General features: G+C 46.0%; 25 protein-coding genes. 12 read left to right on the plus strand and 13 right to left on the minus strand.

The genetic code is table 11. The features are described from left to right. Positions 1-17: 17 nt before the first annotated feature. Together thiL and pgpA are read left to right on the plus strand one after the other, a co-directional pair. Positions 18-1,007 (plus strand): thiamine-phosphate kinase, encoded by a 990-nt coding sequence (gene thiL, locus JQC93_RS17175; RefSeq protein WP_205159605.1) that lies wholly within the window; start codon positions 18-20, stop codon positions 1,005-1,007. Beyond that, the gene (pgpA, locus tag JQC93_RS17180) at positions 1,000-1,503 is read left to right on the plus strand and encodes a phosphatidylglycerophosphatase A (protein WP_205159606.1); all 504 of its coding nucleotides are present in this window, start codon (positions 1,000-1,002) and stop codon (positions 1,501-1,503) included. Before thiL ends, pgpA begins: the two co-directional genes overlap by 8 nt. 130 nt (positions 1,504-1,633) lie before the next feature. Here the strand turns inward: pgpA and dxs are convergent, their stop codons facing one another. The 3 genes from dxs to xseB are packed head-to-tail and all read right to left on the minus strand — an operon-like array spanning position 1,634 to position 4,648. Beyond that, on the minus strand, positions 1,634-3,505 hold the full coding sequence (gene dxs / locus JQC93_RS17185; protein ID WP_205159607.1) for a 1-deoxy-D-xylulose-5-phosphate synthase: 1,872 nt from the start codon (positions 3,503-3,505) through the stop codon (positions 1,634-1,636). A 10-nt stretch (positions 3,506-3,515) separates the two neighbouring features. Further along, entirely contained in the window at positions 3,516-4,400 is an 885-nt protein-coding gene (gene ispA, locus JQC93_RS17190) for a (2E,6E)-farnesyl diphosphate synthase (RefSeq protein WP_205159608.1), read from the minus strand. Then, positions 4,400-4,648: an exodeoxyribonuclease VII small subunit gene (gene xseB, locus JQC93_RS17195; RefSeq protein WP_084886467.1), complete on the minus strand. Its 249-nt coding sequence runs from the start codon at positions 4,646-4,648 to the stop codon at positions 4,400-4,402. The genes ispA and xseB overlap by 1 nt, the downstream gene beginning before the upstream one ends. 266 nt (positions 4,649-4,914) lie before the next feature. Between xseB and pomA the strand changes: the two genes are divergently transcribed. The 5 genes from pomA (at position 4,915) to rlmM (ending at position 10,738) form a co-directional block, all read left to right on the plus strand. Continuing rightward, positions 4,915-5,679, plus strand: a complete 765-nt coding sequence (gene pomA, locus JQC93_RS17200; protein ID WP_205159609.1) for a flagellar motor protein PomA — start codon at positions 4,915-4,917, stop codon at positions 5,677-5,679. Between the two features lie 8 nt (positions 5,680-5,687). Further along, positions 5,688-6,641, plus strand: a complete 954-nt coding sequence (locus tag JQC93_RS17205; protein WP_205159610.1) for a flagellar motor protein MotB — start codon at positions 5,688-5,690, stop codon at positions 6,639-6,641. A 152-nt stretch (positions 6,642-6,793) separates the two neighbouring features. Further along, positions 6,794-8,242, plus strand: coding sequence for a tRNA uracil 4-sulfurtransferase ThiI (thiI, locus tag JQC93_RS17210; RefSeq protein ID WP_205159611.1), 1,449 nt, complete (start codon positions 6,794-6,796; stop codon positions 8,240-8,242). A gap of 392 nt (positions 8,243-8,634) precedes the next feature. Next, entirely contained in the window at positions 8,635-9,555 is a 921-nt protein-coding gene (locus JQC93_RS17215) for a transcriptional regulator GcvA (RefSeq protein WP_205159612.1), read from the plus strand. 94 nt (positions 9,556-9,649) lie between these two features. Then, the gene (gene rlmM / locus JQC93_RS17220) at positions 9,650-10,738 is read left to right on the plus strand and encodes a 23S rRNA (cytidine(2498)-2'-O)-methyltransferase RlmM (RefSeq protein WP_205159613.1); all 1,089 of its coding nucleotides are present in this window, start codon (positions 9,650-9,652) and stop codon (positions 10,736-10,738) included. Positions 10,739-10,779: 41 nt separating this feature from the next. Here the strand turns inward: rlmM and xni are convergent, their stop codons facing one another. The 5 genes from xni to queF form a co-directional block, all read right to left on the minus strand. Further along, the gene (xni, locus tag JQC93_RS17225) at positions 10,780-11,556 is read right to left on the minus strand and encodes a flap endonuclease Xni (RefSeq protein WP_205159614.1); all 777 of its coding nucleotides are present in this window, start codon (positions 11,554-11,556) and stop codon (positions 10,780-10,782) included. An 81-nt stretch (positions 11,557-11,637) separates the two neighbouring features. Then, entirely contained in the window at positions 11,638-12,993 is a 1,356-nt protein-coding gene (ppnN, locus tag JQC93_RS17230; RefSeq protein WP_205159615.1) for a nucleotide 5'-monophosphate nucleosidase PpnN, read from the minus strand. A 115-nt stretch (positions 12,994-13,108) separates the two neighbouring features. Next, positions 13,109-14,662 (minus strand): GGDEF domain-containing protein, encoded by a 1,554-nt coding sequence (locus tag JQC93_RS17235; protein WP_205159616.1) that lies wholly within the window; start codon positions 14,660-14,662, stop codon positions 13,109-13,111. A 117-nt stretch (positions 14,663-14,779) separates the two neighbouring features. Continuing rightward, positions 14,780-17,101 (minus strand): tetratricopeptide repeat protein, encoded by a 2,322-nt coding sequence (locus JQC93_RS17240; protein ID WP_205159617.1) that lies wholly within the window; start codon positions 17,099-17,101, stop codon positions 14,780-14,782. Positions 17,102-17,106: 5 nt separating this feature from the next. After that, positions 17,107-17,952 (minus strand): NADPH-dependent 7-cyano-7-deazaguanine reductase QueF, encoded by an 846-nt coding sequence (queF, locus tag JQC93_RS17245; protein WP_205159662.1) that lies wholly within the window; start codon positions 17,950-17,952, stop codon positions 17,107-17,109. Between the two features lie 93 nt (positions 17,953-18,045). Here queF and syd point away from each other — a divergent pair, with 93 nt between their 5' ends. From syd to JQC93_RS17260, 3 genes are read left to right on the plus strand one after another with little or no spacing between them, the layout of a single operon-like run. Beyond that, positions 18,046-18,570, plus strand: a complete 525-nt coding sequence (gene syd / locus JQC93_RS17250) for a SecY-interacting protein (RefSeq protein ID WP_205159618.1) — start codon at positions 18,046-18,048, stop codon at positions 18,568-18,570. Next, positions 18,571-19,359 (plus strand): Zn-ribbon-containing protein, encoded by a 789-nt coding sequence (locus JQC93_RS17255; RefSeq protein WP_205159619.1) that lies wholly within the window; start codon positions 18,571-18,573, stop codon positions 19,357-19,359. Then, positions 19,359-19,589, plus strand: a complete 231-nt coding sequence (locus JQC93_RS17260; RefSeq protein ID WP_205159620.1) for a hypothetical protein — start codon at positions 19,359-19,361, stop codon at positions 19,587-19,589. Before JQC93_RS17255 ends, JQC93_RS17260 begins: the two co-directional genes overlap by 1 nt. 11 nt (positions 19,590-19,600) lie before the next feature. On the opposite strand, the gene JQC93_RS17265 is transcribed toward JQC93_RS17260, so the two are convergent. From JQC93_RS17265 to JQC93_RS17280, 4 genes are read right to left on the minus strand one after another with little or no spacing between them, the layout of a single operon-like run. Next, entirely contained in the window at positions 19,601-20,053 is a 453-nt protein-coding gene (locus tag JQC93_RS17265) for a YaiI/YqxD family protein (RefSeq protein ID WP_084886429.1), read from the minus strand. A 7-nt stretch (positions 20,054-20,060) separates the two neighbouring features. Next, entirely contained in the window at positions 20,061-20,342 is a 282-nt protein-coding gene (locus JQC93_RS17270) for a hypothetical protein (protein ID WP_205159621.1), read from the minus strand. Positions 20,343-20,351: 9 nt separating this feature from the next. Continuing rightward, the gene (locus JQC93_RS17275) at positions 20,352-20,651 is read right to left on the minus strand and encodes a DUF3301 domain-containing protein (RefSeq protein ID WP_205159622.1); all 300 of its coding nucleotides are present in this window, start codon (positions 20,649-20,651) and stop codon (positions 20,352-20,354) included. Between the two features lie 3 nt (positions 20,652-20,654). Next, positions 20,655-21,698 carry a DUF3549 family protein gene (locus JQC93_RS17280; protein WP_205159623.1) on the minus strand — a complete coding sequence of 348 codons (1,044 nt, stop codon included), beginning with the start codon at positions 21,696-21,698 and terminating at the stop codon, positions 20,655-20,657. Between the two features lie 78 nt (positions 21,699-21,776). Between JQC93_RS17280 and JQC93_RS17285 the strand changes: the two genes are divergently transcribed. Continuing rightward, complete coding sequence (locus tag JQC93_RS17285) at positions 21,777-22,109, plus strand: YqcC family protein (RefSeq protein ID WP_205159624.1); 333 nt, start codon at positions 21,777-21,779, stop codon at positions 22,107-22,109. Next, a complete protein-coding gene (gene truC / locus JQC93_RS17290; RefSeq protein ID WP_205159625.1) occupies positions 22,110-22,847 on the plus strand; it encodes a tRNA pseudouridine(65) synthase TruC in 738 nt (245 codons plus the stop codon). It begins immediately after the preceding gene. A gap of 37 nt (positions 22,848-22,884) precedes the next feature. Here truC and JQC93_RS17295 read toward each other — a convergent pair whose 3' ends face one another. Then, the gene (locus JQC93_RS17295) at positions 22,885-23,268 is read right to left on the minus strand and encodes a DUF3461 family protein (protein ID WP_205159626.1); all 384 of its coding nucleotides are present in this window, start codon (positions 23,266-23,268) and stop codon (positions 22,885-22,887) included. Positions 23,269-23,329: the final 61 nt, after the last annotated feature.

Below are 23,329 nucleotides of genomic sequence, written 5' to 3' on the forward strand. Positions count from 1 at the left end.
CAAAGGAATCGAAAATCATGGCAGGCGAGTTCGATCTTATCGAGCAATTCTTTTCCAAACGACAAACCTCTCGAAAGGACGTTCTGTTATCCATTGGTGATGATTGTGCGTTAGTTAAGCCTCCTGAATTTAGCCAGATAGCCGTGAGTACCGATACCATGGTCGCGGGTACACACTTTTTAGCTGATGCCGATCCTGCTTGGTTAGCCCGAAAAGCGCTGTCTTCGAATCTATCTGATCTTGCGGCAATGGGCGCAGTGCCGGCATGGGTCTCTTTAGCCCTGACGTTGCCTGAAATGGATACTGAGTGGTTAAAGGCGTTTAGTGACGCATTCCACCAGTTTGCCGACTACTATGATATCCAGCTAATTGGCGGTGATACCACGAAAGGACCGATGAGCATTACGCTCACAGTTCAAGGCTTGCTTCCTGAAGGCAAAGCACTCACTCGACGTGGTGCTTCTGTAGGCGACTGGATTTACGTGACTGGGAATCTCGGTGATGCAAAAGCTGGACTTGATGTCATCCTTAATACCGTTCACGGTGGCGTTGCCTCTCAGCCAAGTGCGCTTTTAAAGGTACTTGAAAAACGCCACTTTGAAAGTACACCACGTATTTACGCGGGGCAACAGCTGCTTAATCGAGCATCGGCTGCAATTGATATTTCAGATGGCCTGTATGCGGATCTGTCACACATACTGTCTCACTCAAGTGTCAGTGCTCGGTTGGATGTCGATGCGTTGCCATTATCTGCAGAGCTTCAAGAGTACTGCAGTGATCCGCAACAGGCTCAGCAGTATGCACTTACTAGCGGTGAAGAGTACGAGCTGTGCTTTATTGTGCCTGAGCTTCATCGAGGCAGTATAGAAATCGAGTTGGCGAATATTGGTACTCATATCACATGCATTGGTCAGATTCAGTCGGGCTCAGGCATCGTTTTACATGCTAGCGGTGAGCCGCTAAACTGGACGTTATCCGGTTTTGACCACTTTAATAATAATGACTAATCCAATCGCATTACTTTCACTTAAAAACCCCTGGCACCTGCTCGCAACAGGATTTGGTTCTGGGCTATCGCCTATTGTTCCTGGCACTATGGGGACACTTGCGTCAATTCCTCTGTACTTGCTCTTGGTGCAGTTGCCAGTCAGTGCCTACATCGTGGTGTTGATTGTCACCTTTTTCATCGGGATAAAAATCTGTCAGGTCGCTTCTGACGACATGGGCGTTCACGATCACGGCTCTATTGTTTGGGATGAGTTTGTTGGTATGTGGCTAACCATGCTGATCGTACCGTTACTTAAATTACCCGCCGATGAGTGGAAGTGGTTGATCGCAGGGTTTGTGTTATTTCGATTTTTCGACATGGTTAAGCCATGGCCAATAGGCTGGCTGGATGCGCGCATTCACGGTGGGCTGGGCATTATGATTGACGATATCGTCGCTGGAATCATGGCCGGTATTTCACTTTATATCGTGGGATTGGCGGCTGGGTGGCTTTAACTATCCGTTGCTAAGCTTGAGCAAGCCTCAAAGCATAAGAGCTGTACTATCATAAAAAGTGATAGACACAAAAAGTATCAGACACAAAAAAGGTGAACCTCGGTTCACCTTTTTGTTTTTTTAGTCAGTGCTACTTCTGTTGGTATTGTTGTATTTGCTTGATAATACCCGCGCCATCAATACCCAGTAGGGCATGCATCTCTTCTTGAGTGCCTTGTGCTACGAAGTGATCTGGCAAACCAATGTTTAGGGTTGGCTTGAGCAGCTTCTCCTGCATCAGATATTCCACTACCGCAGAGCCTGCACCACCTTTTATCGCGTTTTCTTCCACTGTCACAAGCAGGTCGTACTGCTCGGCCAGTTCACGGATTAACGCTTCATCGAGAGGCTTAACAAAGCGCATATCGGCGACCGTGGCATCAAGTGCGTCCGCCGCTTCTAGCGCGTAAGGCAGCATGGTGCCAAAGCTTAAAATTGCGATGTTGTTTGAGTCACTTTGGCGAATTATTCGGCCTTTGCCTATTTCAAGCGCTGTGAACTCTGTTTGCAGCTCGGTACCCATGCCGTTACCACGAGGGTAACGAACCGCGCTAGGTCCTTGATGCTGATGCCCAGTATAGAGCATTTGACGACATTCGTTTTCATCACTTGGTGCCATAATCACTAAGTTGGGAATGCAGCGCATATAGCTTAGATCGAACGCACCTTGGTGTGTTTGGCCATCGGCTCCAACGAGTCCAGCACGGTCTATGGCAAACATTACCGGTAAGTTCATGATAGCGATATCGTGAATAAGCTGATCATACCCTCGTTGTAAGAACGTAGAGTAAATCGCCACGATGGGATGATTTCCTGATATCGCCAGTCCACTTGCTAGGGTGACGGCGTGCTGCTCTGCAATGGCAACGTCAAAGTATTGCTCAGGAAAGGCTTTAGAGAAACGAACCATACCCGAGCCTTCACGCATGGCAGGAGTGATCGCCATGAGTTTTGGATCAATTGCGGCCATGTCACACAGGAAATCACCAAATATCTTAGAAAAGCTTGGCTTGCCGCCGCCGCTTTTAGGTAATGAGTCGTGGTTTGGGTCGAATTTTGGTACGCCGTGGTAACCAATGGGATCTTTTTCCGCTGGTGCGTAACCTTTGCCTTTTTTGGTCATGACATGTAAAAACTGCGGGCCTTTTAGGTTTCGCATGTTTTTTAGTGTCTTGATGAGCTCTAATACATCATGGCCATCGATAGGGCCAATGTAATTAAAGCCAAATTCTTCAAACATGGTTCCAGGAACGACCATGCCTTTTAAATGTTCTTCAGTGCGTCGCACCAGCTCTTTAATCGGTGGAACACCAGAAAGCACTTTCTTGCCACCTTCTCGAATCGAGGTGTACAAGTTGCCTGATAATACTTGTGCCAGATGGTTGTTAAGGGCTCCAACGTTTTCTGAAATCGACATTTCGTTGTCGTTAAGAACCACAAGCATGTCGGGATGAATGTCGCCGGCGTGGTTCATGGCTTCAAAAGCCATACCCGCAGTTATCGCGCCATCGCCAATCACACTGACCACTTTTCTGTCTTTGCCTTCTTTGGCGGCGCCGATAGCTACGCCTAAACCGGCACTGATGGACGTCGATGAGTGCCCAACAGACAGCACGTCATACTCACTTTCTTCACGCCAAGGGAAAGGGTGTAAGCCATCTTTTTGTCGAATCGTTGGCAACTGCTCGCGACGGCCAGTCAGTATCTTATGTGGGTAGGCTTGGTGGCCAACATCCCAAATCAATTGGTCGAAGGGCGTTTCGTATACATAGTGAATTGCTACGGTTAGTTCGACCGCTCCCAAACCAGAGGCTAGATGGCCGCTAGATTGACTCACCGAGTTTAGTAAGTAGGTGCGCAGTTCTTCACATAATTGTGGCAGTTGCTCTTTAGGAAGCGAACGCAACTCGTCGGGCGTGTTGGCGGCCGCTAAAAGAGGGTATTTGGCAATATCTAAACTCATAAAATACTTCTTAGTACTCTCTTTGCACAACGTATCGAGCAAAGTCTTCTAATAGTTGGGTATTGTAAGGGATTGTTGCGAGCGCATGAAGCGCTTGTTGCAAAAGTGTGTCAGCTTTTTGCTGTGCACCATCCAAACCCAATAAAGATGGGTAAGTTGATTTATTCAGTTCTAAATCAGACCCTTGCGGTTTACCTAATGTTTCAGTATCGCTGACCACATCTAAAATGTCATCTTGTACCTGGAAGGCTAATCCAAGCTTGTTTGAGTATTCACTCAAGGCTGGAAGAATTTGTTGGCCTTTTTCGCCACTGGCTAACGCCCCTAATGTTACTGCGCATTCAATCAAGGTACCCGTTTTATGCTGATGAATAGCTTGCAAATGAGCAATGTCTACAGCTCTGTTTTCGGCCTCAAGATCCATCGCTTGGCCAACACACATTCCCGCAGCGCCACTGGCTTTGGCCAACTCACTGATCATGTTTATTCTGAAGGGCTCGGCCGATGGGGCAAGTTCGCCATCTGCGAGTACACTAAACGCAAGAGTTTGCAGGGCATCACCCGCTAATATCGCGGTTGCTTCGTCAAATTCGATATGACAGGTAGCCTTACCGCGTCGCAGCTCGTCATCATCCATAGCGGGAAGATCGTCGTGTACTAGCGAATAAGCATGAATACATTCAATAGCACTCGCAGGTGTGTCTAGATCTTCAGGCTGAGTGCCAAGCATTTCGCCGACGGCATAGACCAAAAAGGGGCGTATACGCTTGCCTCCTAATAACAGTGCATATTGCATTGCTTTTAGGAGTTGATGGTCAGCAAAGGGGTGCTGCGTTACCCAAGCTTCGAGCTGTTGATTACTGCGAGTTTGATAAGGCGTTAAAAAGTGCGGCATTAGCTATCTTGTGGTGTGACATTAGATTCAAATTGACTGAGTTGCTCGCTGTTTTCGAGCAATATTTCTACCCGCTGCTCCGCATCACTCAACTTTCCTTGGCTGGCTCTTGCCAACAAAATGCCGCGCTCAAACTGCTTCAACGCGTCTTCCAAGTTTAGGTCACCTTGCTCTAGCTGATTGACTATTCGATCAAGTTCGCCAAGCGACTCTTCAAAGGACATGTTTTCTGGTTTTTTCACAGCCATGGGAGCACTTTTTAGGGTTCGAAATAGAATCAGTGCAAGGTACATGAGCTAAGGGACAGGGTCAAATCGAATGTGCTGAAATTGTTACTTTTTCACAGCCTAAAGTGAACATTGTGGGTGGTTGATATTTCAATGTGATTTCATTGAGGATGTTGTATTGCTCACTTTAGAGGTAGGAAAAGAGTAAAAAGGGATTAAAGAATTGGATCTTTGGCCGATAACACCAGTAGGAAATTAACTTTGTTACCATTTCAAAGAGGTTTAGAGTGGATTTAGCAACCTTAATTGGATTACTAGGATCGTTCGCGTTTATCGTCATGGCGATGGTCATTGGTGGGGGCTTGATGCTGTTCGCCGATACCACATCAGTGTTGATCGTTGTGGGCGGTTCATTTTTTGTCGTCATGATGAAATTTGAAATGGGTCAGTTCTTTGCAGCGGCGAAAATCGCAGTTAAAGCCTTCATGTTTAAAGTGGATCGCCCTGATGATCTCATTACTCGTATTGTAGAGATGGCAGATGCGGCGCGTAAAGGTGGCTTTTTGGCGCTTGAAGAGATGGAAATCACTAACTCTTTTATGCAAAAAGGCATCGACATGCTGGTGGACGGTCACGACGCCGATGTAGTGCGTACCGCGTTAGAAAAAGACATTGATTTAACCGATGCCAGACATGATCAAGGCGCGAGAGTGTTTAAGGCGTTTGGTGATGTTGCCCCAGCGATGGGAATGATCGGCACCTTGATCGGTTTGGTGGGAATGCTGTCAAACATGGATGATCCCAAATCAATTGGTCCTGCGATGGCAATCGCCCTTTTAACCACACTTTACGGTGCAATGCTGGCAAACATGATCTTTATTCCTATTGCCGATAAATTGACTCTGCGCCGTGAACAAGAAGTGCTCAATCGAAATCTGATTATGGATGGGGTATTAGCCATTCAAGATGGTCAGAACCCTCGCGTTATTGATTCATACCTTAAGAACTATTTGAATGAGACTAAACGCGCACTTGACGTTGATGCTGAGTAGGCCAAATTATGGCAAAAAAGAAGTGTAAATGCCCACCACCAGGCGCGCCATTATGGATGGCGACGTTTTCTGACTTAATGTCACTGTTGATGTGCTTTTTTGTACTGCTGCTCTCATTTTCTGAGATGGACGTACTGAAGTTCAAACAGATCGCAGGCTCGATGAAGTTTGCGTTTGGTGTGCAAAATCAAATTGAAGTAAAAGACATCCCTAAAGGCACCAGCGTAATAGCGCAGGAGTTTCGTCCTGGTCGTCCAGAGCCGACTCCTATCGATGTGATCATGCAGCAAACCATCGATATGACGAGGCAAACTCTGGATTTTCACGAAGGGGAGTCGGATCGAGCAGGTGGAACACGCCGTGATGCAGGCACGCTAACTGGCGGGCAGTCTCCTGAGTCATCGACAAAGATGAACCAAAACAACGAAGATCAACAGCAGCAGCAACAGCAAAATCAGAATAAGGCCGACTCTCAGTCAGAAGAAACTAATCACTTGTTAGAGTCGATCAAAAAAGCCCTCGCGCGCGAAATAGAGCAAGGTGCCATTGACGTTGAAAACCTTGGCCAACAGCTGATTATCCGCATTCGTGAAAATGGTGCATTCCCTGAAGGATCCGCCTATTTGCAACCCAAGTTCCGACCACTGGTGAGACAAATTGCCGATCTAGCGAAAGACGTGCCTGGAATCATTATGGTTTCGGGTCATACCGACAATCGCCAGTTGGATTCCGAGCTGTATCGTTCAAATTGGGATTTGTCGTCGCAGCGAGCTGTATCGGTTGCCCATGAGATGGAAAAAGTGAAAGGGTTTGACCACGCCAGACTGCGAGTTCGTGGCATGGCAGATACCGAGCCGCTTAACGACAACAGCACACGCGAGCTTAGAGCGTTGAACCGTCGAGTAGAGATCAACATCATGCAAGGCAAAGCGAAGCTAAGTGATGAGGTCAGCGTTCGCTAAATTGCATAGGATTTACATAAAATAAGTGGCTTTGGTCACTTATTTTTTTATCTGCGACCAATTTGCGTATATAATGCGCGCCTTAATTTTGAACTACACTGGCTCTATCAGAGTAGAAGTTCTTATTCCTAGCTAATGAAACGGTCGTTGAGATGAAATTTATTGTAAAGCCACATCCAGAAATTTTTGTGAAAAGTGAATCAGTGCGTAAGCGATTCACTAAAATATTGGAGTGTAACCTTCGAATCATCATTCAGCGCCGTACTGAGTCGGTGGCCGTTTTTAACCGTCGCGATCATATAGAAGTCGCAGCACCCGATGCTGAGTACCGCGAGCAGGTTCTAGAAATTTTGACTCGCACACCAGGTATCCATCACGTTCTCGAAGTTCAGCAGTCAGAGTTTACCGACTTGCATGACATTTTTGAGCAAGTGAATGCACTGTCGGCTTCTAAGCTGGAAAACAAAACCTTTGTAGTACGTGCCAAACGTCGCGGAAAACACGACTTCACCTCCATCGAGCTTGAACGCTATGTTGGTGGTGGTCTAAATCAAGCGGTTGAAAGTGCAAGCGTGAAGCTGAAGAACCCAGATGTGACTATCAACGTTGAAGTTGCTGGTGACAAACTGAATCAAGTGCTTGCACGCCATAAAGGATTGGGTGGATTCCCATTAGGAACCCAAGAGGACGTTTTAAGTCTGATTTCTGGTGGTTTTGACTCGGGTGTATCGAGCTACCTACACATTAAACGCGGCTCTAAGACGCATTTCTTGTTTTTCAACCTTGGCGGTCCTGCGCACGAGATTGGTGTTAAGCAAGTTTCTCACTTCTTGTGGGAAAAATACGGCTCTTCAGCCAAAGTGAAGTTCATCTCGGTAGACTTCGAACCTGTGGTTGCAGCGATCCTTGAAAACGTCGCCGACGGTCAGATGGGTGTTGTGCTAAAACGTATGTTTATGCGCGCTGGTGGCATGGTGGCAGAGCGCTTTGGCATCGAAGCATTGGTTACAGGGGAAGCTCTAGGGCAAGTGTCTAGCCAGACTCTGACTAACCTTCGTCACATCGACACCGTGACCGATACATTAATCTTGCGTCCACTGATCAACTGGGACAAAGAAGACATTATCGATGTCGCTCGTCAAATAGGTACTGAAGATTTTGCCAAAGTGATGCCAGAGTATTGTGGCGTTATTTCGCGTAAGCCAACGGTTAAAGCGGTGAAAGAAAAGCTTGAAAAGGAAGAGGGTAATTTTGACTTATCTATCCTGGAACAAGTTGTCCGTGATGCTCGCATCATGGATATTCGTGATATTGCTAAAGAAAGCCTTGAACAAGCACCAGAAGTGGAACAGGTTCAACAACTTGAAGACAACGGTATTGTGTTGGATATCCGCAGCCCGGATGAAGAAGATGACAATCCGCTAGAGTTAGAGGGCGTGGACGTGAAGCATATCCCGTTCTTTAAATTGTCGACTAAATTTGGCGACTTGGATCAGTCGAAGACTTATCTGCTCTACTGCGATCGCGGCGTTATGAGTCGCTTACAAGCGCTGTATCTCAAGGAGCAGGGCTTTAACAATGTAAAAGTATATCGCCCGTAAGCGAGCTGTTCTGTACATTGTATCTGCTTTGTAAAAGCCTTAGCCTAGCTAAGGCTTTTTTAATTCTACTTTTTATCCACAAACGAGAATTAAACCAAAAGTAATAGCTAAAAAAATACCGCCAAAAAATGGCGGTATAATAGACAGACAAGTCTTTAAACAGGAAGTATGTCTCGAACGGTAGGGTTCAAAACAGTTGGTAGAATCTACCTTGCTCGAATAACGAGCGTGCAAACACAACATTGCAATAACTCATCATTTGCTGATTCAGAGGAATCAAAACAAACCGTTCAGACCAGTATTGCTGGGGTGAAATATAGAATTTCTATAGCCTGAACTCAATCGACAATTTATAATGTTTCGCATAAGAAAAACTAATAGGAACAAAGCGGATGTCTAGGCGCCTACCACCACTTAATTCATTGCGTGTTTTTGAAGCAGCAGCAAGACACCTAAGCTTTACACGAGCAGCTGAAGAGTTGTTCGTTACTCAGGCTGCGGTAAGTCACCAGGTTAAGTCATTAGAAGAATTTCTAGGGCTTAAACTGTTTCGTCGGCGAAACCGATCGTTACTGTTAACCGAAGAAGGACAGAGTTACTTCCTGGATATAAAAGATGTGTTTAGCGCACTTTCTGAGGCAACAGACAAGGTTCTAGAGCGCAGTGAGAAGGGCTCCTTAACCATTAGTCTTCAACCAAGCTTCGCCATTCAGTGGTTGGTCCCTAGGTTAGCCGATTTTAATGCACAACAACCTGACATCGATGTTCGAATAAAAGCGGTCGATATGGATGAAGGTTCATTAACCGATGATGTGGATGTTGCCATTTACTATGGCCGTGGAAATTGGCCTGGTGTTAGAGCCGATAAATTGTATCAAGAGTTTTTGATACCTCTGTGCTCCACAGCGATGCTAAAGGGGAATAAGCCGTTAAACTCGATTGATGACCTTAGCCAACACACATTACTGCATGACACATCGCGCAAGCATTGGAAGCAGTTTGCTAAGCAGTTTCAGCTCGATAAGGTCAAAATTAATCAAGGGCCGATTTTTAGCCACTCAACGATGGTGCTGCAAGCGGCTATCCACGGTCAAGGTGTGGCGTTATGTAACAACGTACTGGCGCAGCCTGAGATTGATGCTGGGCGGCTAATCGCGCCTTTTGACGAGCATCTAATCAGTAAGAACGCATTCTATATTGTGTGTCATCCTAATCAGGCCGATATGGGGCGTGTTGCTACGTTTCGTGATTGGATGCTTAGTACCGCTGCTAAAGAGTTACAAGCCTTCAGCAGTGAAGAAGAGACGGCCTAGCCGTATACGGTTTGGATATTAGGCCGTCCGTACATGACGGAATGTGCTATGCTCCGCCTGTTTATTATTTATCGATTTGTTTAAGAGGTGTGGTTTGAAACACTTAATGCTTTATTGTCGCCCCGGTTTTGAAAAAGAGTGTGCTGGAGAGATCCAAGATAAAGCGACGTCACTCGAAGTGTATGGGTTTCCTCGTATGACGCGTAACAGCGGATATGTGCTGTTTGAATGTTATCAAGATGGGGACGCCGATAAGCTTGCTAAGCAGGTTGAGTTTCAAACGCTGATTTTTGCACGGCAAATTTTTGCGGTATTAGCTGAGCTTAAAGAGCTGCCTGCTGATGATCGTATTAGCCCGATTTTGGATGCACTTTCCGAGCACGATAACATTCCACTGTGTGGCGAGTTACGTGTTGAAACTCCAGACACCAACGAAGCAAAAGAATTGTCTAAGTTTTGTCGTAAATTTACCGTGCCACTTCGACAAGCGTTGCGCGGTAAATCGGTACTGATGAAAAAAGAGCATGCCAATAAACCTGTCATGCACGCCTGTTTTGTCGCGTCGGGTCATTGCTTTGTTGGTTACTCGTACAATGGTAATAACTCTGCGTTCGCTATGGGGATCCCAAGACTTAAGTTTCCAGCAGACGCACCCAGTCGCTCGACGCTTAAATTGGAAGAGGCGTTTCACGTGTTTATACCCAAGTCAGAATGGGATACACGGTTGTCTTCTGGTATGTGGGCCGTCGATCTAGGCGCCTGTCCTGGCGGCTGGACTTATCAATTGGTGAAGCGTTCTATGTTTGTTCACGCTATTGATAATGGAATGATGGCAGATAGCTTGATGGACACTGGGCAAGTTAAGCATCATCAGGTTGATGGGTTTAAGTTTGAACCACCTCGTAAGAATGTCACTTGGTTGGTGTGCGATATGATCGAGAAACCATCTCGCGTTGCTCAGTTGATGGGAGAATGGTTGATTAAAGGTTGGTGTAAAGAAGCGATTTTTAACCTCAAATTGCCAATGAAAGGTCGCTATGAAGAAGTGCTAGAAGATATCGAAAACTTAAAGATTTTCTTAAAAGAAAACGGCATTAAGTTTACGCTCCAAGCTAAGCACCTATACCACGACCGAGAAGAGATCACGGTCCATGTGCAGGCGCATACTAAGTTAGGTTGGTAATCGTCGTTTCGCTCAGTACATATCGTCTAAAGCCGCAGTCATTATGAGTGCGGCTTTTTCCATCTTAAATCCTGCAAATTAAACCCAAGCTCAAGGTCTGTATTTAACTGGGCCAGTTCACGGCAAAGCAACGCATGTTGCTGTTGGCCCTCTAACTTTTTCTGGTACTTGTTGGGAATATCGGCGTGGCTATAAATGTGTTCGATGTTTTCACATAAACCAAGCAACTCTTGAGCCGCCTTGGGGCCAATACCGGGTACGCCACTTAGCCCTGTGCCGCTAATGCCTGTTAGTCCCCAATAATCGGTTAACTGAGATACTTTGACGCCAAACTCTTTTTCTACGTAGTTCGCATCTAACCAACGATGCTGAAAGTAGTCGCGGATACGCAGGGTAGGCATCAGTAATTGGCAGTAGCCTTTGTCGGTTGAAATAATGGTGACCTGTTGTTGCTGGCTTGCCACTTTCACCGCCAAGGTTGCGACAAGATCGTCGGCCTCGTCACCGTCAGACAGCAGTGAGTCAATCCCTAACTCCCACCAGGCTTGTTGAATGGCATCGAGGCCATTTTGCAGCTCGACAGGCATTGGTTTTCGGTCTTGCTTATAAGCTGGGAATCGTTCGGCCCGCCATCCACGTACCTGTTGGTGATGATCAAAAACCGCAATGATGTGACTCGGCTTTGCTTCATCAAAAATTCGATTTAATGTCCGTGAGGTAGTGGTAATGGTTCGTTGAATATCCGCAGGATCCGGCTGCGCTGAGTGGACGCGGCGGATCAGGTTTAGCGCATCAATTATAACCAGATGTAGTGCCATGATTATGTTACGAAAAATGGGGCCGAAGCCCCATTGTATCCTGTTACAGAGTATTAAGTAAGGATGACTTTAGTGGTGATTTTAGGTCTTTACTTTATAACAAGGTGTATAGGTAGAGCCTGGGAGCTTCATACGTTGTTGCTCCACAAAATCACCCAACAAACGATCCATTTTAGTCATTAGCGATTTGTCGCCATCCAATATAAACGGTCCGTGCTTTTTGATTTCTCTAATGCCTTCAGCTTTAACGTTCCCTGCAACAACGCCTGAGAATGCACGGCGCATATTTGCGGCTAAAATTTCAGGCTTTTGCTCCAGATGTAAGTCGAGGTTTGCCATGCTGTCGTGTGTAGGTTCAAACGGCATTTGAAACTCAGGCTCGATAGTTAATGACCAATTGTAGCTGTAGGAGTCTTCTTTGCTTCTGCGGTGTTCTTTTACTCTAGGCATCGCGTTTTTCATGATTTGTGCAGCTTTAGCTGGATCATCAATCACGATTTCGTAAAGACTTGCTGCTTCCTCGCCTAAGGTCTCGCGGATAAAAAGATCAATGGAGCGGAAATAGGCTTCGCTCTCTTTAGGACCAGTTAACACAATCGGCATGGGTTGATCGCGATTATCTGGGTGAAGCATGATACCTAAAATGTAAAGCAGCTCTTCGGCCGTGCCTGGGCCACCAGGGAAAATGATAATGCCATGTCCTAGGCGGACAAAGGCTTCCAAGCGTTTTTCAATGTCCGGCATGATGATCAATTCATTGACGATCGGGTTTGGCGGTTCAGCGGCAATAATTGAAGGCTCAGTCAGTCCAATGTATCGCGGCTGTGTGTATCGCTGTTTTGCATGACCAATGGCTGCTCCTTTCATTGGGCCCTCCATCGCTCCTGGTCCGCAACCAGTACATACATTAAGCTCGCGAAGCCCAAGTTCGTTCCCGACTTCTCGCGTGTACTGATACTCCACCGGATTTATGGAGTGACCACCCCAACAGACAATTAAATTTGGATCGACGCCCATCTTCATTGCGCCTGCATTGCGCAAAATCCGAAACACGGTGTTAGTGATATGGACAGCATTGGATAAATTAATCTGAGGGTTGGATTCAATCTGTAAGTTGACATAAATAATGTCTCGTAAAACAGAGAATAAGTGTTCTTGAATTCCCTTGATGATCACGCCATCCACAAAGGCGTGTGTTGGAGCGTGTGACAGAACCAACTTGACACCTCGCTCGCGTTGCACAACGTCAACATCAAAGGATTGGTATTCTTTTAGCAACGCTTCTGAGTCGTCAGTATGGCTACCCGAGTTTAAGACGGCGAGGGTACAATTTCGATAGAGTTGATAGAGATCGCTGGAGGCGGTTTTTTTGAGACGTTCTACTTCAAGTTGCGAGAGAAGCTCGAGGCTTCCGGCAGGACTAATGCTTGTGATCATAAAGGCACCTTATAATTATAGTTATCGCTATTGTTAACTAGGGTTTTGTAACCCTTAGTTAACAATATATGCTAAGTCACTGTTTTATAAAAGTGCAGTATTGAGATAGAGGCAATTAGAGCCAGTGTATATCGTTTGAGCCTTGTTTTTTAATGGCTGATATTTCTTGTGCCAATCGTTCGATACTTTCTTCCGAAGAATGACTTTCGTGGAATTGTGTACAAGCGATGGAAGCACTGATCCGAATATCTTGGGTTTTAAATCGAAACGGCAGTGCGGCAATAGAGGTGCGAATGCTCTCTAAAATCGCACGGCACTGTTTATGATTTTGATTGCGGATCAAAATTAAAAACTTCTCACCCGTAAATCGGCCAACTTCGCCTATATGGCCGACTTCATCTCTGACTGTACGGGCAATGATGGTGAGGGCTTTGTCGCCAGCGGTAAAACCAAAGCTGTCGTTGATCTCTTTAAATCGATTAATATCAAGCAGTGCTAAATGAATAGAGCTTTGCGAGCGGATCCATTTCTGATATTCCACCGCCACAATGTCGATAATGGCAGAGTGGTTGTACAACTGAGTTAATGGATCTTTTTTGGCTCGTTGCTGCTGATCATCCAATCGGCGACGATAGTCTTGAGTGACATCACTTAATGCAGCCAGTTGTGACTCTGCAAATTGAAGTTGCTCAATTAAATGCTGTTCACGTTGACTGGATTGTACAAATCGGTCGGCCAAGTTAGCCAGTTGCTGAACCGTCGGTGTCATGACTTTTTTGGCACCATCTTCCAAAGAGATGGTCAGCTTTTTGGCTTTACCAACGGTGTCTTGAAGCTCTTGATTAAGCTCCTCGCGCTGAGTTGCTGAAGAGCGTGCTTGCTCTAAACTGTTCTTTGTCGAGGTTTCAATACTGGTGAGCGACTCATTCACTTGCGTTAAAAATGTTTCTGAAGTGCGCCTTTCATAATCGGTACCGTCTAAAACAAGCTTTAGTACGCTTAACGTAACTCGCAGCAGCTCTTCTCCCGAGCAGCCAAGCATCAGTTTGGCTCGAATATCGGCTAGCATTTCTCCTGCATCACCGGCAAAGTCTATTTGGGTGATTAACGTTTGTAGCTCTTGATTAAGTTGTTTCAGCAGTCCAGTGTCAAAATCAGGGTGTGTTTGCGGAACGCCTTTTTTATGGACGCAGGCCTTTAGACCGCTCTCATAGATTTGCAGTAGCCGCGTTGCGGTCGCCACGATATGCCCAGAGCTGTAGTGTGGGCGCGTCATCAATGCGCGCAGGTCTTGTTTTAGATTACGCGGCAGTATTGGAAAGCGTTGTAAAAACTCGCCACTTTGCTGAACGGTTTCATCGAAATGGTTTTTCTTCTGATGATAGTGCTGTGCATCTTGTCGTAATACATGTTCAACGATGGCAAGCCTTGCCATGACTTTTGACAAGTCTGAATTATTCTCTAGCTCGACACGCAGCGCAGTTAACTGCTGCTCGGTTTCATCTGACTCGGTGCGATATTCACCCGCTAGAGTAATGATAAGTCGCTTAAGCGCGGCGGATTCACGTGAGGATTTCAGAGTCGCGTCACGTTGAGCAAGCTTGGCACTTTCCAACTGCTTACTTAACTTTGCAATCTGCTTTTGGATGTCTGACTCAACAATCCCCATTACACTGCTATATCCTTGTATTCATCGGTTGTCACACTGGTAGGAAGATTCAACGTTAGTTGTACTTATTCTACCGCATGCTCAATTGTCTAATAGTATAGGGCAAAGATTATATCGTCAATCGTACGATATGCTCTTTATGATTTCTTCTGATGTACAAGATGAATGAACTTTGATCAGACCTTGCGCAATTGCTTGCACACAGGATTTTCTAATATTGTCGCCAGCAAAGCTGGCCGCAGGTGCATGAGTGATTGCTTGCAAGTGCACCCAATGCTCTCCTGGTTGCTGCAGCTGTATTTGCTTAGCAATATTGTTACTGAGCAGCAATATATCAATCAGCTCTTTGTCGTCAATTGCGGTTAATGCGCGTGGCAAAAACGGGTAGTCAACAAAACTGACTCTAAGCATTGGCTCTTGCGTCGAATGGCGAGTAAAGCTTTCCAACCAGCCTACAAAGCGTTCAAACAGTGCTTCTACAGACGGAGAATCTTCAGATTTCGATTGAATAAACAAAAACATACCGTCAGAGAAGTGATACAACCGTTCTCCTTGTTGCAGCTGATCCCTTAAGTGCTGACCAAACGCTTTTTCGATCTTAAGACCCACTTGATACCCTTTGTCACTGTATACGTTTCGAATGATCGAAACGTCCAATAACGCGAAGCGAAGGCGATCACTCAGTGGCTCGTTAATGAGCTCCCCCAAGTGCCACTGCTCAAAGCTGGCGCTACTTTTGGCCAGTGATGGTGGCAAACTGGCGTTAATCATTCTTAAGTTTTGCAGCTTAGAGCGTGGATGCGTGTATAGCTCTTCAGAGAGTAGCTCCAATTTGTCTTTTGCTGAGTGATAGGCAATAGATTTTTGAATATAGAAAAGAATAAAAATTAGGATTCCAAATGACAGTCCCAATGCTATCTTCCTGAATTTGTCCTGATCGGTCTGTGCGCTTTCTAATTCCAGTACTTGAGATTTGTAGTGGATCGCTTTTTCATAGGATTCTATTTGGCGTAATAGCGTGAGTTTGGCTAGTGCACTTTTTTCCATGATTTGAGCGTTCACTAGCTGATTGTGCAGCTGAAGTGCTGCAAGCGCTTTTTCGGCTTGACCTGTTTCGTCATAAGCGGTTGTCAGTACTTGGGCTGCTTCAACCTGATGCTCAATTGAATAAGAGCCACGCTCCTCTTCGAATTGACGTGCAAGTACTTGAATCGCTTTCTCTGGCTGCTGTTGAAGGTTATAGAGTGTCGCTTCAATGATATTCGCTTCGAAACGGCCATTGCCGGTATTACTAAATATAAGCAGCTCTTTCGCACGCTCTAAATACTGCTCTGCCAATGCGTAGTTGAATAAGTTTATGTAAGTGCGCGCGAGCCGTAAGCGAATATTGATGATCGACTCCAAATTTCTTTGCGAAATTTGGTGTTCCAAGACGTTAAAATACTGTACCAACGCAAGGTTATATTTACCCTGAACAAAGTACACATCAGCCAGCCGATTGATTACTCCTGCATAATAAGGGGAGGTCTCGTAGGCCCCGTAAAAACTGGCCGATTGCTCAAAATGAGCCTCCGACAACTCGTAGGTTCCCCTGTCGGCATACAGCTTGCCAAGCTGGTAGTTTACTCGCGCTAAAAACTCAGCCTGATCAAACTCTACAGCCCGCCAATACGCTTCGATCAGCTCTTTGGTGGATTCATTGTATCGTTTATGCCTGTGCAAATGCTCACCGTAACTGAGTCCAAATAGAATGGATTGCATCTCATTGGACGATTGTTCTAGCAGTTGATTCAGCTGCTCAAATAACTCATCGGAGGAAGTCGAGTTATTCATCATGGAGTACAGCTCTGCTGACTGTCTTAGGTATTGTGACTTGAAGACCAAATGATCACTCACTAGAGCCCCCGCCGGCAAGCTGGATTTCCATTGCGAGTAACGCTCCTGTGCTTGCGTCAAGGTATCTTGCACGACTTCTTTGCTGGTGTTCATTTCCAACTGTAAGCGCGCTTTTATAAGCAACGAATCAATGAGGTGCGGCTGAGTGTTACGTTGCTGAGCGAGCTCAATCGCAGTATCAATTTCCAACTTAGATTGGCGTGGGTTACGCAATAAGTACTCGGAGATCGCCAGTACTTGATGAGCGTAAATAGCATTGCGAACTTGCTGTGGCTCTGATGCCATTTCTTTACGATCGCGACTTTCTCGAGACAATAAATTATTTTCAGTAAGATACGTTATGGCGAAGTGGCGAGCCTGACTAGGCGACAACACAACCAGCTTATTAGCGTCCGTGAGGATTTTGGGTGTATTGGCATCACTAAGCTGCGCGGTCGCGGCAAATGGTGTTAGCGATATTGAGATGACGAGAATATAAAGCACACCTACATGGCGTACTGTTACACGTTTTAAGCCTTGAATGAGAGCGTTGATTGCTACCATAAGAGTTATTGTCTGGCCATTCGAATATTGTGCGATGGTGTTTCCTCACTCGTAGAGCGGTATGGATTAATGTCCAAGCCTCCCCGGCGAGTATACCGAGCGTACACCGTGAGCTCTGTCGGTTGGCATAACGCCATAATGTCGGTAAATATCCGCTCTACACATTGCTCATGAAATTCGTTGTGCTGACGAAACGAGACTAAATACTTGAGCAAGCTTTCATGGTCAATTTTCGCGCCTCGATAGTGTATCTCTACGCTACCCCAATCAGGCTGATTCGTGATCAAGCAGTTTGATTTCAGTAGGTGACTGTGCAGTGTTTCTTCAACACTCTCACCCGATGCGTCCAATTTAAGCAGCGCAGGGTCAAAGTCGTAATTATCGATAACCACCGGCAAATGGTCGATGCATTCACCCGCAAAATTTGCAACGCCTTGGCCAGTAAAAGAGTGTAGGGCGCTTAACTGCACCGATACTGATTCTCCGGCGCATTGGCTTAGGTCTTTTTGTAAGGTTTGTTGAACAATGTCCCAACTATCGAACTTGGTCTGATTGAAGCTATTTAGGTAAAGCTTGAATGACTTTGATTCGATTAAGTTTGGCGAGGTTGCAGGAAGTCTCACTTCACCGATGGCTACTTGCGGTAAACCATTATTATTAAGCCAAGACAGCTCGTACATAGTCCAAATATCGCACCCAAAAAAAGGCAATGGTTCAGGCAAATTTAGGTCGTCTCTATTGAGACTACGTGGGACAGACTGCAGTAACGTTGCGTCGTATTCGCTGGTATAGGCGGTCGATTGGCCTAAGGTTAAACCTTGTAGTGCTTCTGCGTCTGAATATTTGCTCATCATTATGGGGGAATTGGATTAAACTAAGGTCAAATTTTACAGAATGCCTCTTTCAAAGTCATCTGTTGATGAGCCAAAGGACAAAACTTTCCCATGAATCAAGACATAGAACTTGCATTGCAGCGACTCACGCAACGTGTATTGGAGAAAAAACAAGCGAAAGACAGTGGTTTGCCTATTCCTGACGATTTACAGGGTGTGGACTCCCCATGCCTCGCAGGCGATGCTTGGTTACCCAAACCTTGCCAACCACACCGAGATTTCAGCAATGTGGAGGAGGGGATTGAGCTAGAGTTACAATCCAGCATTAAAGCGTTTTATGGCGTTCAATACTGCGCGGACATGGCGTTCTCCTGGCAAGGCAACCCATTCACTTTGTTGCAAGTTTGGAGTGATGACGACTTTGACCGTTTACAAGAAAATATTCTTGGTCATCTAGTGACGCAGCGCAGATTGAAACTCAAGCCTACGGTGTTTATTGGGGTTACTGATGCAGAGCTGGATGTTATTTCAATATGCAATTTGACCGGAGAAGTGATTTTGGAGCGTTTAGGCACCAGTAATCGTGATGTCCTTGCCCCCGATTTACTTAGCTTTTTAGATCAGGTCGAGGTGTAAGTGTTTTTAGTCGATATTGAGTTCGAATGTTTCGATAACACCACCATTACTGCGGTTGAAAAGGCGATCAACGGCTTGTACGAAGCACTACGATTTAACGGGCAGATTTTAGGGCGAGAGTTTCCTATCGCAATGGGCGAGGGCGTATTTTTGACACGAGTGGTGTGCCCAGAGCAAGAGAGCTTGCATCCTCGCAATCACTCTGATTATGTGCGTTTTGCAGTAGATAAGCTCAGCGAGGCCAAGCTACTGGCGCCTAAAGTACGCCTAGTAGGTCAAGACCTCAATTCTCAAGCAAGCGATCCTTCTGTTTGCGAAGGTGAACGGCCAAGTTGGCAACTGCTTTACACCACCTACGTGCACACCTGCTCGCCGCTTCGCAGTGGCGATACATTGTTGCCCATTCCTTTGTATCGAAACCCACCGACGCTGAATGGCGATCATAAAGCAGTGATTAAGTGGCAAACGGAATGGCAAGCCTGCGATGAGATTCAGATGGCGGGTGGATGCAAAGCTGAACATGCCGCGTTGCGTGAGATCACCGATATTGGATCAGACCTGTTTCGTCGAGGTTGGGACTTAAGAGGGAGAATCGAATACATCACCAAGGTCCCGACTTACTACTATCAATATCGCGTAGGCGGAAAAAGCTTGGCGGAAGAAAAAGCGCGTCGCTGCCCTAAATGTGACGGAGAGTGGTTACTTGAAGAGCCCGCCCATGACATTTTCCATTTTAAGTGCGACGCTTGTCGTATTGTGTCAAACATATCATGGGATCAATTAAAGTAATGGCGAAACGATATCCACTCCCTAAACGTTTTAGCGCTGCAACGTCTGAAAAAGGGTATCAGGCGTTGCGAGAGCTTAATGAGCAGTACCATTTTAGCAATAATTATTTGCTGACCATATTGCTTGAAAACCTCGATCACTATGCCGATAAAGATAAACTCGATGAGATATTTAAAGCGTTCATTGAAGAATATGGCCAGCCCGCACCGCACAAAATGAAATCCGACTGAGGTCGGCCCAATTATGGTTTATTTCTGGCTAACCAGCGGTCGAGCTGATTGGCGAATTCGCGTCTATCGGTTTGTGATAAGGCGTTGGGACCGCCTGTTTGTACGCCACTTGCACGCATAGTTTCCATAAAATCGCGCATGTTTAACTTGGCTTTTATTACTTCTTTGGTCAGCATTTCGCCACGGCTATTGAGTACTAATGCACCTTTCTCAATGACTTCATCGGCCAGTGGGATATCCGATGAAATGATTAAGTCACCTGCCTCTGCTCGCTGCACAATTTCGTGGTCGGCGATATCAAAGCCACTAGAGACTTGCAAAAAAGTAATGGTGGCACGTTTGGGTAAGGGAATAGCATGGTTGGCAATGAATACGCAATGCACACCAGTACGTTCTGAGGCTCTTACTAAGGTTTCACGATGAACCTTGGGACACGCGTCCGCATCTACTAATATTTTTGCCATTGGGAGCCTATTGTTTTGCTTCTAGTGCGGCGATACGCTGCTGCAGTTGATTAATTTGTTGTTCCAATTTCTCGATGCGCTCAAGCTCGGTGGTGGTAGTCTCAGCGGCTACTTCGATTTTTGGCACTTTATTACTCGATTTCCAGCTTTTGATAGCAGCAATAAGGGCTGGCATAGGTACGCTAGTGGACATTCTTGCCTTAACCAGCGCCAAGGTTGGTTCTTTGCCCTGCGCTGCGAGCTGTTCAAAGACACGGTTTAATTCATCGGTGACATCTTGGGTGAGCATTGTGGATCCTTACATGCGATACGGTGGGGTTTGGAAGTGCGACACGTGGAAGCCACGCATGATCAATTCCCCTTGATAACAATCATCCCCTAACGAGGAAAACTCAAATTGATACTGAGTATACCAGCGCCAACTGCCTCGTAGCTTCTTAAATTTGTGTGCGCCAAATGCCACACTGACAAGCTGCAATCCATGTTGTTCGCAGTGATGTGCAACCGCTTTTTTGGCAAATTCGGATTGCTTTCGCTGCTGCCAAAAAAGGTAGGCTGCAAAGGCCACCCCTAGGATGGCGAGTAGATCGGACATCAACGTTTAGCTTCCTTGAGTCGTTGTGCGTTGTAAAGCAAGCAGTGCTTGCTCTAATTCGGCTGAGGGGGCTTGGTTTAACAATGGTAGCAGCACCAAACGTAATTTAGGAATCATGACCAGATCCGCGAACAGTTGATTAAACAATGTTTGCTGTTGGGTTTGAGCGAGTCGAATTAGGTATTGCTCGGCCACTGACTCTGTGCCAAGGGGAGACCAGCTACGTCCTGCAATGGCAATCATCATTTCTGGATGACACAGCTCTGGGCGGCTCAAAACGGTATTTAGCGCTGTGGGTAACGCATCGCTCTTATCGCCGGCCATAGCGCGCAGTAAAGCAGTGACCAAAAAGAGATCCACTTCTGGCTTTTTAAGCTCGTCGTCAAACCTATCCAGTAACCTATTCGCCAATGAAGAGCTGATCTGACAGTGCTCTAGCGCGCCCAACAGTGCATACAAAGGTTGGTTTGGTAGATGAGACAACGCTTTTTTTATGGTGCGCTCGTTTTGAGCAAATGAAAGACGGGCAGCCAAGTCGGTAATGCCTTGTAGGCCGACAGTTTGCCAGTTGTCCCAACCTAACTGACCCTGAAAGTAGTGGTCAGCGTGATCAAGGTACTGGCTTGCTGGAAGATCCAATCGTGTTCTAACTATTGAGTTGAACATCGCCAACTTATCTTCCTTGGGTTTAACGGTGTAAGGATTGTTGGCCAGTTGTTCTTGTTGTTCGTCGGTCAAGTTTTTTTGCAATCGACTTCCCATGGCATCAACTACGTATTTTAGGAAGTTGCCTAGATCCGCACTGTTTAACAACCCGCGCTCGTCAAGATCAAATTTTAAGAACCAAAACCAAGGCTCGCCAGCTTCATTCCAATAAGTAATGGCAAATTGCGCCTGCCGCTGAACCGGATATGGGTATGGGAGCCGGCTTTGTTCAACCTGTTCAAACTCCTGATTGGGAATAACTTCGATTCGGCGCCCGAGATCGTAGATGGCGTAGTCACACCCACTTTGGGTAAGAAGTTGGCTAATGGTTTTGATGGCGTCCATGGTGTTTGCTGCTGTTAGATTTAGATTACTACCCTATAACATGGTAATCTTGCGCCAAAATTCAAGGGTAACGACGTGATGAGCGTAGTATTTGATACAAATAGGTCTCGGCGCTTACTTCAATTATTCGAAGAGCTTAAGAGTCAGTTAGTTTTGTTGGACGAGTGGCAGCAATCTCCGCCGAGTGCAGAGCGCCTCGCAAGCTCGCAACCTTTTGCTGTAGATACATTGTCTGCCTCAGAATGGTTACAGTGGGTATTTTTGCCAAAAATGATGCTGCTCATCCATTCACAACAAGCGTTGCCAAGTGGATTTGAAATTACCCCTTACTTTGAACAGGTGTGGCAGGCTCAGACACAGTATCGTGAGCTGCTACTCATTTTGTCTCACATTGATAAAGAGTGCGCTTAAATGCTCGAGATAATTTACCAAGATGACTACTTTGTTGCAGTGAATAAGCCCGCTGGCATGTTAGTCCACCGATCTTGGTTAGATAAACACGAAACTCAGTTTGTGATGCAAACGCTGCGAGATCAGATTGGTCAGCATGTTTTTCCATTGCACCGTTTGGATAGACCTACCTCTGGTGTATTGGTGTTTGGATTGTCTAGTGAGATTGCCTCTAAAACCATGCCGATGTTTGCTGAGCATCAGATGGTGAAAACCTATTTGGCGCTAGTGCGTGGGTGGATAGAAGAGGGGGGCCGACTCGATTACCCACTTAAAGTCGAGCTTGATAAAATAGCCGATAAATTTGCCACACAAGACAAAGAGCCCCAATCGGCCGTGACCGATTATCAGCCATTAGCGAAAGTTGAGTTGCCTTTATCAACGGGGCGATTCCCAACTTCGCGCTATGCGTTGGTCGAGCTAAAGCCTTTAACGGGACGTAAGCACCAACTTAGACGACACCTAAAACATTTGAAGCACCCTATCGTCGGCGATACTTCCCACGGAGATGGTAAGCATAATCGGTTGTTTAGAGATAACTTCGACTGTCATCGATTGATGTTGCATGCAGCAAGATTGGAGTTTGAACATCCATTTACCGGCGTACAACTCTGTTTAGAAGCTAAATTGGATGAGACCTGGCACCGTTTGGTGACAGAGTTTGGGTGGCAACACGCATTTGAGCAGGACGAGTACTGAGGCGAACAGCGCCTCAGTCCCCATATTTCACGCTATGTTATTTGAGCTTCTCAAGATCTGATTCGATCTCGGCAATTTTACCGGCAACCACTTTTTCTAGGTGGCGAAGGTCAGATAAGATCTTCTGTTTAACGTCCACTGGCGCGGCAGCAATAGGTTTAGTGATTTGGTTTAGTTCGTCAATCACCAAGGTTAAATTGCGATTGATTTCGGTTTTATTGCGATATTGACCGCTACCGTCATCCATGAGCACTTTCTTCACTTGGCGTGGGTATTTAAACTTTACGCTCTTAGCAAACAACTCGCCCTTTTGCTTTTTAAAATAGATTTTTAGAACGTCTTTTTGCGCTTCTTGACGTACTGAGTAGCGTTCAATCTCTTTGGTATTGTGTATGCCTAGACCTTGCAGGTGTTGGAACATAAAAACCTCACTTTGAAGTCAAATGGAATGACGTGTTTTTTATTATAAAAGCAGACACTTA

The organism is Vibrio ulleungensis, from assembly GCF_016900875.1.
GTDB lineage: Bacteria > Pseudomonadota > Gammaproteobacteria > Enterobacterales > Vibrionaceae > Vibrio > Vibrio ulleungensis.